General features: G+C 71.9%; 11 protein-coding genes. 10 read left to right on the top strand and 1 reads right to left on the bottom strand.

The window, feature by feature from the left end; all coding sequences use genetic code 11:
- Window positions 1–15: 15 nt before the first annotated feature.
- Entirely contained in the window at window positions 16–783 is a 768-nt protein-coding gene (locus H297_RS33770) for a thioesterase II family protein (protein WP_051351385.1), read from the bottom strand.
- Between the two features lie 461 nt (window positions 784–1,244).
- Between H297_RS33770 and H297_RS43115 the strand changes: the two genes are divergently transcribed.
- The 10 genes from H297_RS43115 (at window position 1,245) to H297_RS43530 (ending at window position 12,754) form a co-directional block, all read left to right on the top strand.
- Window positions 1,245–1,421: a hypothetical protein gene (locus H297_RS43115; RefSeq protein WP_158693623.1), complete on the top strand. Its 177-nt coding sequence runs from the start codon at window positions 1,245–1,247 to the stop codon at window positions 1,419–1,421.
- Entirely contained in the window at window positions 1,418–3,676 is a 2,259-nt protein-coding gene (locus tag H297_RS0100945; RefSeq protein WP_027735518.1) for a TOMM precursor leader peptide-binding protein, read from the top strand. Before H297_RS43115 ends, H297_RS0100945 begins: the two co-directional genes overlap by 4 nt.
- A 213-nt stretch (window positions 3,677–3,889) precedes the next feature.
- Window positions 3,890–5,152 (top strand): histidine kinase, encoded by a 1,263-nt coding sequence (locus H297_RS33765; RefSeq protein WP_078513653.1) that lies wholly within the window; start codon window positions 3,890–3,892, stop codon window positions 5,150–5,152.
- 58 nt (window positions 5,153–5,210) lie between these two features.
- Window positions 5,211–5,816, top strand: coding sequence for a response regulator transcription factor (locus H297_RS0100935; RefSeq protein ID WP_027735517.1), 606 nt, complete (start codon window positions 5,211–5,213; stop codon window positions 5,814–5,816).
- 706 nt (window positions 5,817–6,522) lie between these two features.
- Window positions 6,523–6,861, top strand: a complete 339-nt coding sequence (locus H297_RS0100930; RefSeq protein WP_027735516.1) for a MerR family transcriptional regulator — start codon at window positions 6,523–6,525, stop codon at window positions 6,859–6,861.
- 376 nt (window positions 6,862–7,237) lie between these two features.
- Window positions 7,238–7,441, top strand: a complete 204-nt coding sequence (locus tag H297_RS0100925; protein ID WP_027735515.1) for a cold-shock protein — start codon at window positions 7,238–7,240, stop codon at window positions 7,439–7,441.
- Between the two features lie 621 nt (window positions 7,442–8,062).
- The gene (locus H297_RS0100920; RefSeq protein ID WP_037792455.1) at window positions 8,063–10,177 is read left to right on the top strand and encodes an AAA family ATPase; all 2,115 of its coding nucleotides are present in this window, start codon (window positions 8,063–8,065) and stop codon (window positions 10,175–10,177) included.
- A gap of 61 nt (window positions 10,178–10,238) precedes the next feature.
- Entirely contained in the window at window positions 10,239–11,942 is a 1,704-nt protein-coding gene (locus H297_RS0100915; RefSeq protein ID WP_051351384.1) for a hypothetical protein, read from the top strand.
- Between the two features lie 462 nt (window positions 11,943–12,404).
- On the top strand, window positions 12,405–12,563 hold the full coding sequence (locus tag H297_RS43535; protein ID WP_199787120.1) for a hypothetical protein: 159 nt from the start codon (window positions 12,405–12,407) through the stop codon (window positions 12,561–12,563).
- 44 nt (window positions 12,564–12,607) lie between these two features.
- Window positions 12,608–12,754, top strand: coding sequence for a hypothetical protein (locus tag H297_RS43530; protein WP_199787119.1), 147 nt, complete (start codon window positions 12,608–12,610; stop codon window positions 12,752–12,754).
- The last annotated feature ends 42 nt before the right edge of the window (window positions 12,755–12,796 follow it).

Here is a 12,796-nt window from a genome sequence, read left to right as displayed (position 1 = left end):
CTCTCGTGGAAAGGGTCACGGGGCCGGCACCGGGCCGTACCGGTGGGCCACCGCGGTGAGGTGGCGCAGCAGAGCGTTCTCGTGGGTGCGGACGAAGAAGTGTCCGCCGGGCAGCGTGTGCAGCTCGGTGCCCGCCCCGCCGTGCACGGTCCAGGCGTCCATCGCCTCCACCGGCACCAGCCGGTCCTGCGCTCCGACGAGCAGGTGCAGCGGCACCCGCAGGGGTTCGGTCTCCTGCTCAGGCACCGTTCCGGAGCACACCCGCAGGTCGTCCCGGACCAGCGGCATGTACCGGTTACGGAAGCCGCGCCGGCCGGCCAGCTCGGGCGGTATCCCGCCCAGTTCGGCGAGGGTCGACGCCAGCGTCTCGTCATCCGCGTCCGGATCGAGGACGCGGTTGGGGGGTACGTGCGGGGCGCGGTGGGAGCTGAGCACGAGGGCCTGCGGCAGTACCGCGCCGCGGCGCTGCCTGCGCAGGGTCAGGGCGTGGGCGACGAACGCACCCATGCTGTGCCCGTACAGGAGGTGGGGCCCGGCCAGGGCGTCGTCCAGGTGCTCGTCCAACTCCGCGACGAGATCGTCCAGTTCGGTGAACCGGGCCTCGCCGGCCCGCTCCTCGCGGCCCGGTAGCTGCACCGGCAGCACCCGCAGCCCGGCGCCGTGGCTCTCCAGCGCCTGCTGCCACCCGGCGTAGGCGGAGGCGCCGCCACCCGCACAGGGCAGGCACAGCAGCGGCAGCCCCGCCTCGATGGCGGTGGCCGCGCATGGCAGATACGGCGTCATGGTGCGTCCCCCGTCGGTCCGGCCTTGCGGCCTCTTCCCGTCCCGGCGGAACCGCACGAAACCGCCGTGCCACCGAAGCTCGCACCGTCGGCGGGCCGGAAACAGTGGCGAGATCCCCGTGTACGGCGTGGGTTCCGCTGTGCCCGGACATGACGTCGTCATGGTCGGGGCCGCACCGGGCGAGGGCCCCGGGGGTGACCACGGAGGGCGGAACAGGGCGTTATGTCAAGAAACGTCAGCAGACGAGGTGCGACGTTTTGATGGAGAGAGAGCGGCGAAGCCGGTGGGGAAGTGAAAATCTGATGGGTGCACCCGGGAATTCTTCACCCCGCATCCATGAGTCGGTGACTGTCCCAGGGCTGGACACCCAGTCAAGATCTCGCCGTGCGAGACGTCGCACCAGCACCCGCTGTGTCCCTCGGAACAGTGCGACACCTGCCGGAACCGGAGAGGACCCGCTCATGTCGGACAACACCGTCTCAACGCCCAGCGCCGTCCCCGTCACCGCGGACCCGCACCACGATGCGCTCCCGCAGCTCGTCGTGGAACCCCTCGGCCACGACGCCGACGACGCGGGCGCCGCCCTGTTCACCTTCACCGCCACCCCCGTCCCCGGCGTGGAGTCCGCCTTCGCATGACGGCCACCACGGGGGAAGCAGGACTGGTGGAGTTCAAGAGCCACCTCGGATGCACGGTGGTACCCGGCGAGGCCGCCTACCTGGTCTCGCACTCGGGGATCACCGCACTGCGCGGCCCGCAGGCAGAGATCCTGGCGCCGCTGCTCGACGGAACCCGCACCCCCGACGGCGTCGCCCGGGACGCCGCGGAGTCACTGACCGCCGCCGAGGTGAGCGACGCGCTACGCGTGCTGGACGACGCCGGACTCCTCAGACACCGGACCCCGGCCGGCCGCACGCCCCCCGACCGGGCCGCCGAGGCGTACTGGGACCTGGCCGGGCTGGACGGGGCCCGGGCGGTCGAGGAGACCGCCCGCGCGTCCGTACGCCTCGTCGCGCTGCCCGGCGCGTCCTGCGACACGGTCCGGGAGGCGTGCCGCGCCACGGGGCTGCGGGTCACCGACGGGATGGGGGAGGCCGCGCTCGGCCTCGTCCTGTGCGACGACTACCTCGAGCCCGAACTGAGCACCGTGGACGCCGAACACCGGGCCGCCCGACGCCCCTGGCTGCTGGCCCGGCCGGGTGGTCCGGAGCCCTGGATCGGCCCGTTCTTCCGGCCGGACGGCGGGCCGTGCTGGTCCTGCCTGGCCGCCCGGTTACGCGGCCACCGGCAGGCCGAGCCCGCCGTGCAGGGAGCCGGGCACCTCTCCCGGCCGGAGGCCGCCCTGAGCGCGGGCAGGGCGCTGGCCGTCCAGACGGCCGTGCTGGAGGCGGTCAAGTGGACGGCCGGGTACCGCGGCGCCGAACAGGACGCCGTGCGCACTCTCGACCTGCTCGGGCTGCGGGTCGGCACCCACCCGGTGTCCCGTCGGCCGCAGTGCCCGGCGTGCGGCGATCCGCAGCTCGTCGGGGCCCGCGGCTGGCGCCCGCCGCAACTGCGCAGCACGCACAGGGCCGAGGCCGGCCCGAGCGGTGGCCACCGCGCCCTGACCGCCGAGCGGATGCTGGAGCGGTACGAGCACCTGGCCGACCCGGTCACCGGCGTGGTCGCCCGGCCCCGCCGCGCCCCGGGCGCTCCGGACTTCACCCAGGTCTACGTCTCCGGCCGGAACCTTGCCATGGCGGCGGCAGGGTCCGCCTCCGGGGTGCGCACGCTCAGCGGCGGCAAGGGCCTCACCCCCGCGGAGGCCCGGGCCGGCGCCCTGGGCGAGGCGGTGGAGCGCTACAGCGGCACCCGGCACGGCGACGAGCCGGTGGTCCGCGACAGCTTCCGGGGCCTGGGCGAGGCGGCGCTGCACCCCAACGCCGTGCAGCTCTACCACGAACGGCAGTTTGACGACCGCGCCGCCTGGAACGCCGGCCGCTCGCCCTTCACCTGGGTCCCCGAGCCGTTCGATACGAGCGCGCCGGTCGACTGGACCCCGCTGTGGTCCCTGGCCACCGGCACGCACCGGCTGCTGCCGAGCAGCATGCTGTACTTCTCCGCCCAGGCCGGCGCCCGGGGCGAGCCGCTCGCCGACTCCAACGGCAACGCCGCCGGCAGCAGCTTCGAGGACGCGGTGCTCCAAGCCCTCCTGGAACTGGTCGAACGCGACGCGGTGGCCCTGTGGTGGTACAACCGCACGCGCCAGCCGGCCCTCGACCTCGACGCCTTCGAGGAGCCGTACCTGGAGCGCCTCCAGCACGGCTACCGCCGGGTGCACCGCGAGATCTGGGCGCTCGACCTCACCTCGGACCTGGGCCTGCCCGTGGTCGCCGCGCTCTCCCGACGCACCGACAAGCCCTCCCAGGACATCGTCTTCGGGTTCGGCGCACACTTCGACCCGCGGATCGCGCTGCGCCGGGCCCTGACGGAGATGGGGCAACTGCTCCCCGCCGTCGGCGACGCCCGCCGCGACGGGACGGGATACCGCATCGAGCACCCGCAGGCGCTGCAGTGGTGCCACGAGACGGTGACCAGTCAGCCGTACCTGCTCCCCGCTGCCGAACAGCGGCCCCGCGCCCCGCACTTGTGGGACCACACGCCCACGACGGACCTGCGCGACGACATCACGACGGCCGCCGCGCTGCTCACCGCACGCGGCATGGACGTGCTGGTGCTCGACCAGACGCGTCCCGACCTCGGACTGCCGGTGGCCAAGGTGGTGGTCCCCGGGCTGCGGCACTTCTGGGCCCGGTACGCGCCCGGACGCCTCTACGACGTCCCGGTCGCGCTGGGACGGCTCGCGGAGCCGACACCGTACGCCCGGCTCAATCCCGTACCGCTGTTCGTCTGACACCCGCCGCGCCGGTGACCGGCACGGGAGGTGTTCTCGGCCGACGCGGGTGAAGCGGTGTGGTGATTTCCATGGAAGGGGCTGATGTGAAACAGGTCATCCGCGTAAAGTCTTGCGGACGAGCGTTCGGGCCCTGACAGCAGGCTCCGGTCCTGGAGCGTCCGGAAGAATCCCCCTCACGAGCGCTCCCGAAGGGACAGGAGTATTCGGAGGATGCGAAGCGATGCTCAGCCGGACACCGCGGCGACCCGCGTCCGATGGTGGAGCACCACCCCCGCTCCGCGGCTCGCCCGGGCCATCCTGCTGGCCGCACTCTCCTGCTATCTCGGCATCACGGCGATCAACATCATCAGCGTCGGGCCGTCGACACCCGCGCTGGCCACCGGACTTGTCACGCTCGCGGCCGTCTTCGTGCTGCAACTCCTGCACTGCCGGCCGGGGGCGGCCCGGGCCCCGCTCTGGTCGAGGGTGGTCAGCCTCACGGCCCAGGGCGTGCTCACCTTCCTGCCGCTGGCCTTCTTCGGCATCATGTGGGGCGCCATGGCCGGCTTCCTGGGCGGCTCGCTGGTGCTCCTGCTGCCGCCGCGGGTCGGCTGGCCGCTGTACGGCCTGACGGGGCTGAGCCTGCTGGTGCCCGGCCTGGTGCAGAAGATGCCCGTCGTCGACCTGCTGTACATGTGCCAGACCACCCTGCTCACCGGGGTGGTGACCTACGGCCTCACCCGGCTCGCCGCGCTGGTCGAGGAGGTCTACGCCGCCCGCCCCGAGATCGCCCGGATGGCCGCGAACAGCGAACGCCTGCGCCTGGCCCGCGACCTGCACGACCTGCTCGGATACAGCCTCTCGGTGATCGTGCTCAAGAGCGAGCTGTTGCAGCGGCTGGTCCGCGCGCAGCACGAACTGGCCGACCAGGAGGTGGAGGAGGTCCTGACCATCTCCCGTCAGGCGCTGGCCGATGTGCGGCGCGTGGCGCAGGGCTACCGCGACATGTCGCTCGCCTCCGAGATCTCGCTGGCCCGTTCGGTGCTCGACGCCGCGGACGTCGTGACGGACGTGGTCCTCGACCCCGCGGTCGAGGAGATCGACGCCCGGTCGCGCACCGTGCTGGCCACCGTGCTCCGTGAGGGGGTCACCAACCTCCTGCGGCACAGCAAGGCCACCCGCTGCGGTGTCACCGCGGTGGTCGACCAGGGCACCGCACGGCTCACGCTGCTCAACGACGGAGCGGTCGCCGACTACCGCGACCCCGCGCCGGACAGCGGCAACGGTCTGAACAACCTGCGGCAGCGACTGAGCGAGGTCGGCGGCAGGCTCATCACCGAGGGCGACAACGAGGCGACGACGGACAGTGAGGGCTGGTTCCGGCTGGTCGCGGAGGTGCCCGTCGCGACCGAGGCGCCCGCCCAGGCGTCGCCCGCACCGGACCACCAAAAACCCGCATTGATGCCCAACCAGGCGGTTTCGGGCGGCTGTTAGCATGATCTGCTGAGCAGCACGAGTGGCTGCCTGTCGAACAGTCATGGGGGGACTTTCGATGATTCGTGTCCTGCTCGCCGAAGACATGCACATGATGCGTGCGGCGCTGGTGGCGCTGCTGGACCTCGAACACGACCTGAAGGTCGTGGTCAGCGTGGAACGCGGTGACGAGATACTCACCGCGGCACGCGAGCACCTGCCCGACGTCGCCGTCATCGACATCGATCTGCCCGGCATCGACGGCCTGAGCGCGGCCCAGCAGCTCCACGAGCGCGTACCGCTCTGCCGCACCCTGATCCTCACCACCCTCGGCCGCCCCGGCACGCTCCGCCGGGCGATGGCCGCGAAGGTGTCCGGCTACCTGCTCAAGGACGCCCCGCCGCAGGAGCTCGCACAGGGTATCCGCAAGGTGGCTGCCGGCCAGCGCGCGATCGACTCCGAACTCGCCCTCGCCGTATGGGGCGGCGAGGACAGCCCCCTCACCTCCCGCGAGACCGAGGTGCTCCGGCTCGCCGCCCAGGGGGCGGACGCCGCCGAGATCGCGAAACGGCTGCGGCTGACCGCCGGCACGGTGCGCAACTACCTGACCACGGTCGTCAGCAAACTCCAGGCCCGCAACCGGGTCGACGCCATCCGCATCGCCGAGGACTCCGGCTGGATCTGAGCCCGCGCGGCGAGCCGGCCGGCGGGGGCGTGTCCCCGGCCGGCCGACCGGTGATCCCCCGGGCCGGTCGCGGGGCCCGCCCCGCGGCCCCGCCGCGCCGGTCCTGAGCTGCTCGCCATCCGGCGGCAGTGAGGCGCGCCCCGCGGTGCGGGGCCACGGCGTCCGGTGGAGCCTCTTCCTCGTGCTCCGGTATGAGAATCACGCAGATCCACCCTGGAGAAAACCTGTCGTCGCGACAGTAGACATTGAGAGGGGTGCGGTGTAGTGTTCCTGTCGTACTCGCAGAGATCGGAAGGGCGGGGCAGATGACGAACTGCCCCGCATGCAGGTCAAGGAAGTTGTGGACCGGCAGTAGAGCGGTGTGGCCGGATGCGTGAGGGCTCCACCGCTGGCTGCCGGGCCATGCGACCCCAGGGGCCGCAGGTAGAACAAGATCGAGCAGTGCACGACAGAACAAGAAAGAAGGAGGAGGCAGGCGCCATCAGGATCGCCCGGGCAGGTGCATCCGCCCGGGTACCGCAGACCCCGGATTGGAAGGTGGTCCCCGGTCACGCAACTGCGATCCCCGTACCCCGTCCTCCCGGGCGGCGGCGCGGACAGAGAACACCGGCACACGTCATAGCCGGTAGATGGTGTTGATCCCCTCGGGGCCCTGGTGTCGCAACGGCGCCAGGGCCCCTCGACGCGCGTTTCCCGAGAGGTGCCAGTGGCCGCACAGAACCCCACCCCGTCGAGCAACCTCGACGACGACGACTACCCCGCCTACACCATGGGCCGGGCCGCCGAGATGCTCGGCACCACGCCCGCCTTCCTGCGAGCGATCGGCGAAGCCAAGCTGATCGTGCCGCTGCGCTCGGAGGGCGGACACCGCCGCTACTCCCGCTACCAACTGCGGCTCGCCTCCCGGGCCCGCGAACTGGTCGACCAGGGCACCTCCATCGAGGCCGCCTGCCGCATCATCATCCTTGAGGACCAGCTCGAAGAGGCCCAGCGCATCAACGCCGAGTACCGCCGCGCCGCAGCCCAGCAGGGGAGCGGGAACTGACCTGTGGGTCGTGCGAGCGCGCTGGTGCCGTGCCTCTCTCCCGCTGTCACCGCATGAGCGACGCCCACATGAGCGACGCCGTCGGTCGACTGTGAGCCGACCGACTGCGCATATCTCTCGCCGCCGCCGTAGAAATACGGGAAATGCGCGAGGAGAAGTTTTGGATCGGCGCATCCCGTCGATTAGTCTTGCCCACTCTTCGGGGCAACCGTGGTACGTTTACGTCAGTTGCGTTGTGGTTTCCCAGAGCTCCGATCGCTCCTCCCGTTGTCACTGGAAGAGTCCCGGGCCTCTCGGTTTTCCGAGGGGGATCACGATGGCAACTCCGGTGCCCGCGCAGTGTGGGCTCCGGGTAACGCCCCGAAGGAGACAGATTTTGGCTACTGGCACCGTGAAGTGGTTCAACGCGGAAAAGGGCTTCGGCTTCATCGAGCAGGAGGGCGGCGGCGCCGACGTCTTCGCTCACTACTCGAACATCAACGCCACTGGCTTCCGCGAGCTGCTCGAAGGCCAGAAGGTGAACTTCGACGTCACCCAGGGCCAGAAGGGCCCGCAGGCGGAGAACATCGTTCCCGCCTGACGCTGACGCGCACGACGAGCCGGGGCACGCACCTGCGTGCCCCGGCTCGTCGCATTTCCCGTACGTTCACGCGGCGGCCCCCTCCCGCGAGCCGAGCGCTCAGCGGCACCGCCTGCCGCACGCCGAGCCGGTGGGCCCGAATGATTCCATGCGATCCCCTCCCGCTCGTACAATGTCCGCGTTCTCCGCGGAAAGTGTCCCGGCGCATTCTTCATGACGACGCGGCGGTCATTTCCACCCCATAGGTTTCGTCTCTTCTTCGGCCCGGCCTTGCGCGTCCCACGCGGCTCCACAGCGATGGGGCGCATTTCTCGATGCGAGCCGCATCGGGCAACGTTCAGCATGCCCCGCACGGTTCGGACGAGACCCTCGGCCCCGGTTCCGCGTCGTGGGCGTACAGCTCCGTCCGGCCGTCGGCCTGAACGCCGGTGGAACGGTTCACAGTTCCCGTCGAGGCCGCGTGTGCCGGGAGTCGGTGCGCGGGCTTCGGCGACGTAGCGGTGCACGCGGGCCGTGGCCGGGGAGAGGAGATGCCTCATCCGGGGAAGTCGGTCTCGGCCCCGGGAGGGGAGCCAAGGCATACCCTGTTGGTCGCCGCATGGGGCATCGGAGGGAGTGCGGGTGAGCGAGCAGGGTGCGAGCAGCGACGTCACGCGGAATCTCGTCACGGGTCGGGCGGTGATCCACGGGTCGGTGATCCAGGCGAGCCGCATCGAGTCGCTGACTCTTCCGGCCTACGAGCCGCCCCGCCCCCGGCAGGTGCCCCCGCTCGCGCGGACCTTCGTCAATCGGGACCGGGAGCTTGCCGAGTTGGACGCGGCAGCCGCCGCGGCCGTGTCGGGCCAGGGGCCGCGCACCGTACTGCTGTCGGGGCTCGGCGGCATCGGCAAGACCGAGCTGCTGTCCCGTTGGACGGGCTCCGATCACCACCTGCGGTGGTTCCCGCAAGGGCAGTTGTACGTGGACCTGGAGGAGCTGCGGCAGGACGGCGCTGCTGATGTGTGCGCGGTCCTGCGGGACTTCCTGCTCGATCTGGGCGTCCACCCGGACGTGGTGCCGCACGGGCGCAGGCGCCTGTCGTCGCTGTACCGGTCCGTCTCCGCGAACGGCGGTCTGCTGGTGGTGGTCGACAACGCTCAGCACGCCGCCGAGGTGCGCGGTCTGGTGCCGAGCACGGGGCTCCTGGTCGTCACCAGCCGCAGACTGCTGCCGGCGCTGGTGGCGCGGGACGGAGCTCACCCGATCTCTGTCGGCCCCCTGGACGAGGGCGCCGCCTCCCGGCTGATGGCCGGACTGCGGCGTGCGCAGCCGTCGCGACAGGACGCCGCCGCGCGGGAAGCACTGCCGGAAGGAGCCTCGGTGCTCCTGGCCCGGCTGTGCGACGGGGTGCCGCTCGCCCTCCTGACGGTCGGCGAATGGCTCGCCGCCCGCTCCCACCTCGACCTCGACCTCGACGAGACGCTGCGCTCCTTCGGGCCCGAGCGCATGCTGACCGCAGTCTCCTCCGACGGGAGCCCGTCGATGAGTGCCATCCTCGACACCGTTCACGCGCAACTCCCCGCCCCCGCCCAGCGCTTGTATGCGCTCCTGGGCGCCGCCGAGCTGGTCACCTTCACGACGCCGCTGATCCGTTCCGTGGCCGGTGACCAGGCGGACGACGCGGTGGGCGCCCTGTACAGCTCTCACCTCCTCACCGGCACCAGGAACCCTGGTCGCTTCCGCCCGCACGATCTCGTGCGTACCCACGCCCGAGCCCTGGCCGCACGGCTGCCCGAGGAGGAGCGGCGGTCACTCGTGTCCGCCGCGGTGGCCTTCTACGCCACCGCGGCCGCGCACGCCGACCGGCTCGCCCTGGGCGAGGCACGCTTCCGCCTCCAGGAACCGCCCAAAGCGCTGCCTCCCGGTCTGTTCGAGACCGGTGCGGAGGCCCTGGACTGGCTGGACGACGAGCGCGGCAATCTGCTGCCGGTGGTGCGGGCAGCCATGACGCACGAGCAGTACGACGAGGTGTGGCGGCTGTGCGAGTCCCTGTGGGCGTGGTTCCACAGCCGGAGGCCGTACGCGGTCTGGCGGCCCGTGCAGGAGTGCGGTGTCGAGGCCGCACAGTGGGCCGGCCGCCGGGACGCCGAGATCCGGATGCGCAATCAGCTCGCCCGCCACGACTACCAGCAGGGTCTGCACGACTCGGCCGAACAGCAACTGTCCGTCGCCGGCACGCTCTGCGAGGTCGTCGGCCATCCGGTGCTGAGCGGCATGGTGCACGAGACACGCGGTCTGATCGCCCTCGCCCAGGAGCGGCATGCGGACGCTCTCTCGCTGTTCCGCCAGGCCCTCGACGCGAACGAGCAGGCAGACGACCGCCACGGTGTGACCGTCCAGACCTACAACCTGGCGCAGGCCCACGTCGCCGCCGGTGACTTCGCCGCCGCGCTCGCCCTCCTGGAAGAGGCCGCGGACCGCGCCGCCGGCTCGACGATGCTCACGCGCATCGAGCTGGTCCGCGCCAGGGTCCTGCGGGGCCTCGGTTCCAGGGAGGCGGCGCTGGAGGCCGCGGTCACCGGGGCCGAACAGGCGGCCGCGCTGGGCTGGCACACCAAACTGGACGAAACCCTCGCGTTCCTCACCGGCCTGGCCGGTGACGCCGACACCGCTGACGATTCACGGTTGCGCCGTGCATGCGATGCGAAACTGCGGGAGCTGCGCCAGATCGTGGGCGCCGTCCCGGACGGTGACTGACCCCGGCTGCCAGCCGCCCGACCACCCCCAGCCGATTCGCCGTCCGGAGTGCTCCTTGTCGATGCTGTCGTTCCCGTGGCTGCCCCGCACCCGTGCTGCCCGGTCGCGGCTCCCGCGCTGGAACACCTACCCGGCGCGGGCTTCGGTCCTCGGCGTCGCCCGTACCCTCACCTCGGCCACCCGGGTCCTGGACGTCATGCGGCTGCTGCGCCCCGAGGACGGCATCGACAAGTACTGCACGGTGAACCCGGGCTCCGCCTTCGCGGAAGGGCTTGCCGAGTACCTGGGACGTACCGGAGTCCGGGTGCTCGACTGGCGGGAGGCCACGCGCAGCAGATTCGACCTCGCCGTCTCCTGCTCGGTGCACCCCTCGATGCGGCGGTTGGACGCGCCCCTCATGGTGCTCCCGCACGGGGCCGGCTACAACCGGCTCGTGACCGAGTCGACCGGGGACACGGTGTCACCGGCCGGCCTGTCGCGCCGCGAACTCACCCACCGCGGCAGAGTGATCCCCGCCGTCATCGGGCTCTCGCACCGGGAGCAGCTGACCAGGCTCGCGCGATCCTGTCCGGAGGCTGTGCCCTACGCCGAGGTCGTCGGCGACTGGAGCTTCCAGCGGATCCTGCACAGCCTGCCGCACCGTGACGAGTACAGGGCCCGACTCGGCGCGGGCGGCGGGCGCCGGCTGGTCGTACTGCACTCGACCTGGAGCCGGCACTCCCTGCTGGGACAGCACCCCGACCTGCCCCTGGACCTGGTCTCCCAGCTTCCGGCCGACGAGTTCGCCGTCGCCGCGGTACTGCACCCCAACGTATGGGCACGGCACTCGCCGCTCGGCGTGTACGAGCGGGTCGCCAAGGCCATGGACGCCGGCCTGCGCATGATCCCTCCCGAAGAGGGCTGGCGCGCAGCGGTCGTCGCGGGCGACTGGGTGATCGGCGACCACGGCAGCACGACGTTCTACTCCGCGGCAGCCGATCGCGTCACACTGCTGGCCGCCACAGGGCTGGACGAGCTGGACCCGGATTCGCCCACCGCCGCCTTCGCACAGCAGGCACCGCGCCTCGATCCGCACGGTGACCTGTACGCCCAACTCCGTTCGGCGGAACAGGAGTACGACCCGCAGGCGCTGCGCCCGCTCATCGACGCCCAACTCGGAGAGGTGGCCCGGTCCGCTGTCCTGACCCGGGACCGCATGTACCGGCTCCTCGACGTGCCGTCCCCGACGAGGCCCCCCGAGCCGGACCCCGTTCCACCACCGCTTCCCCGGCAGGGCCGTCCGCCGACAACCTACGACGTGACCGGCAGCGCGCACGGTGACGGCGTCGTGGAGGTACAGCGCCGCCCCGTGATCGCGGGCCACCACCGCGAGGCCCGCGGGTTCTATGCCGCCGCGGTCGAGCAGAGCCATTCCGTCTGGCTCAGCTCGGCCGAGGTGGTGGCCCGCACGGCCACCGACTCGGCCTCCGACACCCCCGCAGCGGACTGGCTGCTGACGGCCCCCGACGACTTCCCCGACCAGGACGTGCTGGTCGCCGCGATCGACGAAGCCTGCGCGCTCGTCCGACTGCGGGAGGGCCCCGTCCTGGAGGCACACACCCGACGCCCCTGGGGCGCCGCCCGCCCCGTCCTCGACCCCCTCCTCCTCGGCTCCGCCCTCCACCTCTGGCTCGTGGCAGGCGGCACCCCGGGGCGCCTCGTCGAAGGTCTCCTGATCCGAACCGGACGCCGCCACATGCAGGTCGGCTTCCGCCCCGCACCCTGACAGCCGCCGCCCTCGACGATGTGCCGCAGCCGTTCGATCTGCTCCCGGCCCGGGCACCACCAGGCCCGGCGGCAGGGACCCGGCAGCCTCTGCCGCGGGCCAGGGCCGGTGCCAGGCAGCGACGACGGCCGGCTGGCCGCCGTGCTCGCCGACGACGAGCCCCGCCCGGGCCGGCGCCGTCGGATGGGAAACCGGGTCACCGGCGTCCCCCACCAGGCAGCCGCCGCAGATGATCCACACCAGCACCGGCAACCCGGCCTCGCCAGGATCCGGCGTGCACACTCAGCGTCAGCCAGTCAGTACCCTTCGGCTGGACCGCCCGAGTCGGTCCGGACCGCTGGCCCTGCTCTCCTTCCCTACGGACTTCGCCGCCGAGCAGACCTTGTGGCGCATCGACCAGGGCCTCGACGGGCTCGGTGACCCGCCGCACCCTCGCGACGTGCTCCGGGTGACGCTCGGGAGATGCTGCCGCTGCACGCCGACCCCCGTGCGACCAGCCGGATGCACGCCGCCTACGTCCTGGAGGCGCCGCACGACGAGAACGTGCACGCGCGGACGGCATGCTCCGAGTACGCACGCGCGACGGCATGCTCGAAGGATGCGGTCGCGTCGAGCGGTTGATCCGCCAGGCCATCGCGGGGCGCACCGATTCCGACCGTGACCCGGTGACCGAAACCAACCTGCTCCTCGCACTCACCGGGTTCACCACCCTGATCGAACTGCGCGTGACCGATTCCCAGGACGTGCTCACAGCCGTCGACCAGTACCCGGACAGGCTCTTCGTCCAGAACCGCTCGACGGGCGGCCAGTGACGCGGAGGCCGTCGTGAACGGCAGCGCGAACACCGCGGAGCG

Source organism: Streptomyces sp. CNT360, assembly GCF_000424785.1.
Note: the sequence above shows the minus strand (reverse complement) of the source record. Positions and strands in the feature narration are given on the sequence as shown.

What these genes read in the sequence shown, in the direction of transcription:
- H297_RS33770 (WP_051351385.1), bottom strand. Translation starts at nt 783, where the DNA reads ATGACGCCGTATCTGCCATGCGCGGCCACCGCCATCGAGGCGGGGCTG.
- H297_RS43115 (WP_158693623.1), top strand. Translation starts at nt 1,245, where the DNA reads ATGTCGGACAACACCGTCTCAACGCCCAGCGCCGTCCCCGTCACCGCG.
- H297_RS0100945 (WP_027735518.1), top strand. Translation starts at nt 1,418, where the DNA reads ATGACGGCCACCACGGGGGAAGCAGGACTGGTGGAGTTCAAGAGCCAC.
- H297_RS33765 (WP_078513653.1), top strand. Translation starts at nt 3,890, where the DNA reads ATGCGAAGCGATGCTCAGCCGGACACCGCGGCGACCCGCGTCCGATGG.
- H297_RS0100935 (WP_027735517.1), top strand. Translation starts at nt 5,211, where the DNA reads ATGATTCGTGTCCTGCTCGCCGAAGACATGCACATGATGCGTGCGGCG.
- H297_RS0100915 (WP_051351384.1), top strand. Translation starts at nt 10,239, where the DNA reads ATGCTGTCGTTCCCGTGGCTGCCCCGCACCCGTGCTGCCCGGTCGCGG.
- H297_RS43535 (WP_199787120.1), top strand. Translation starts at nt 12,405, where the DNA reads ATGCTGCCGCTGCACGCCGACCCCCGTGCGACCAGCCGGATGCACGCC.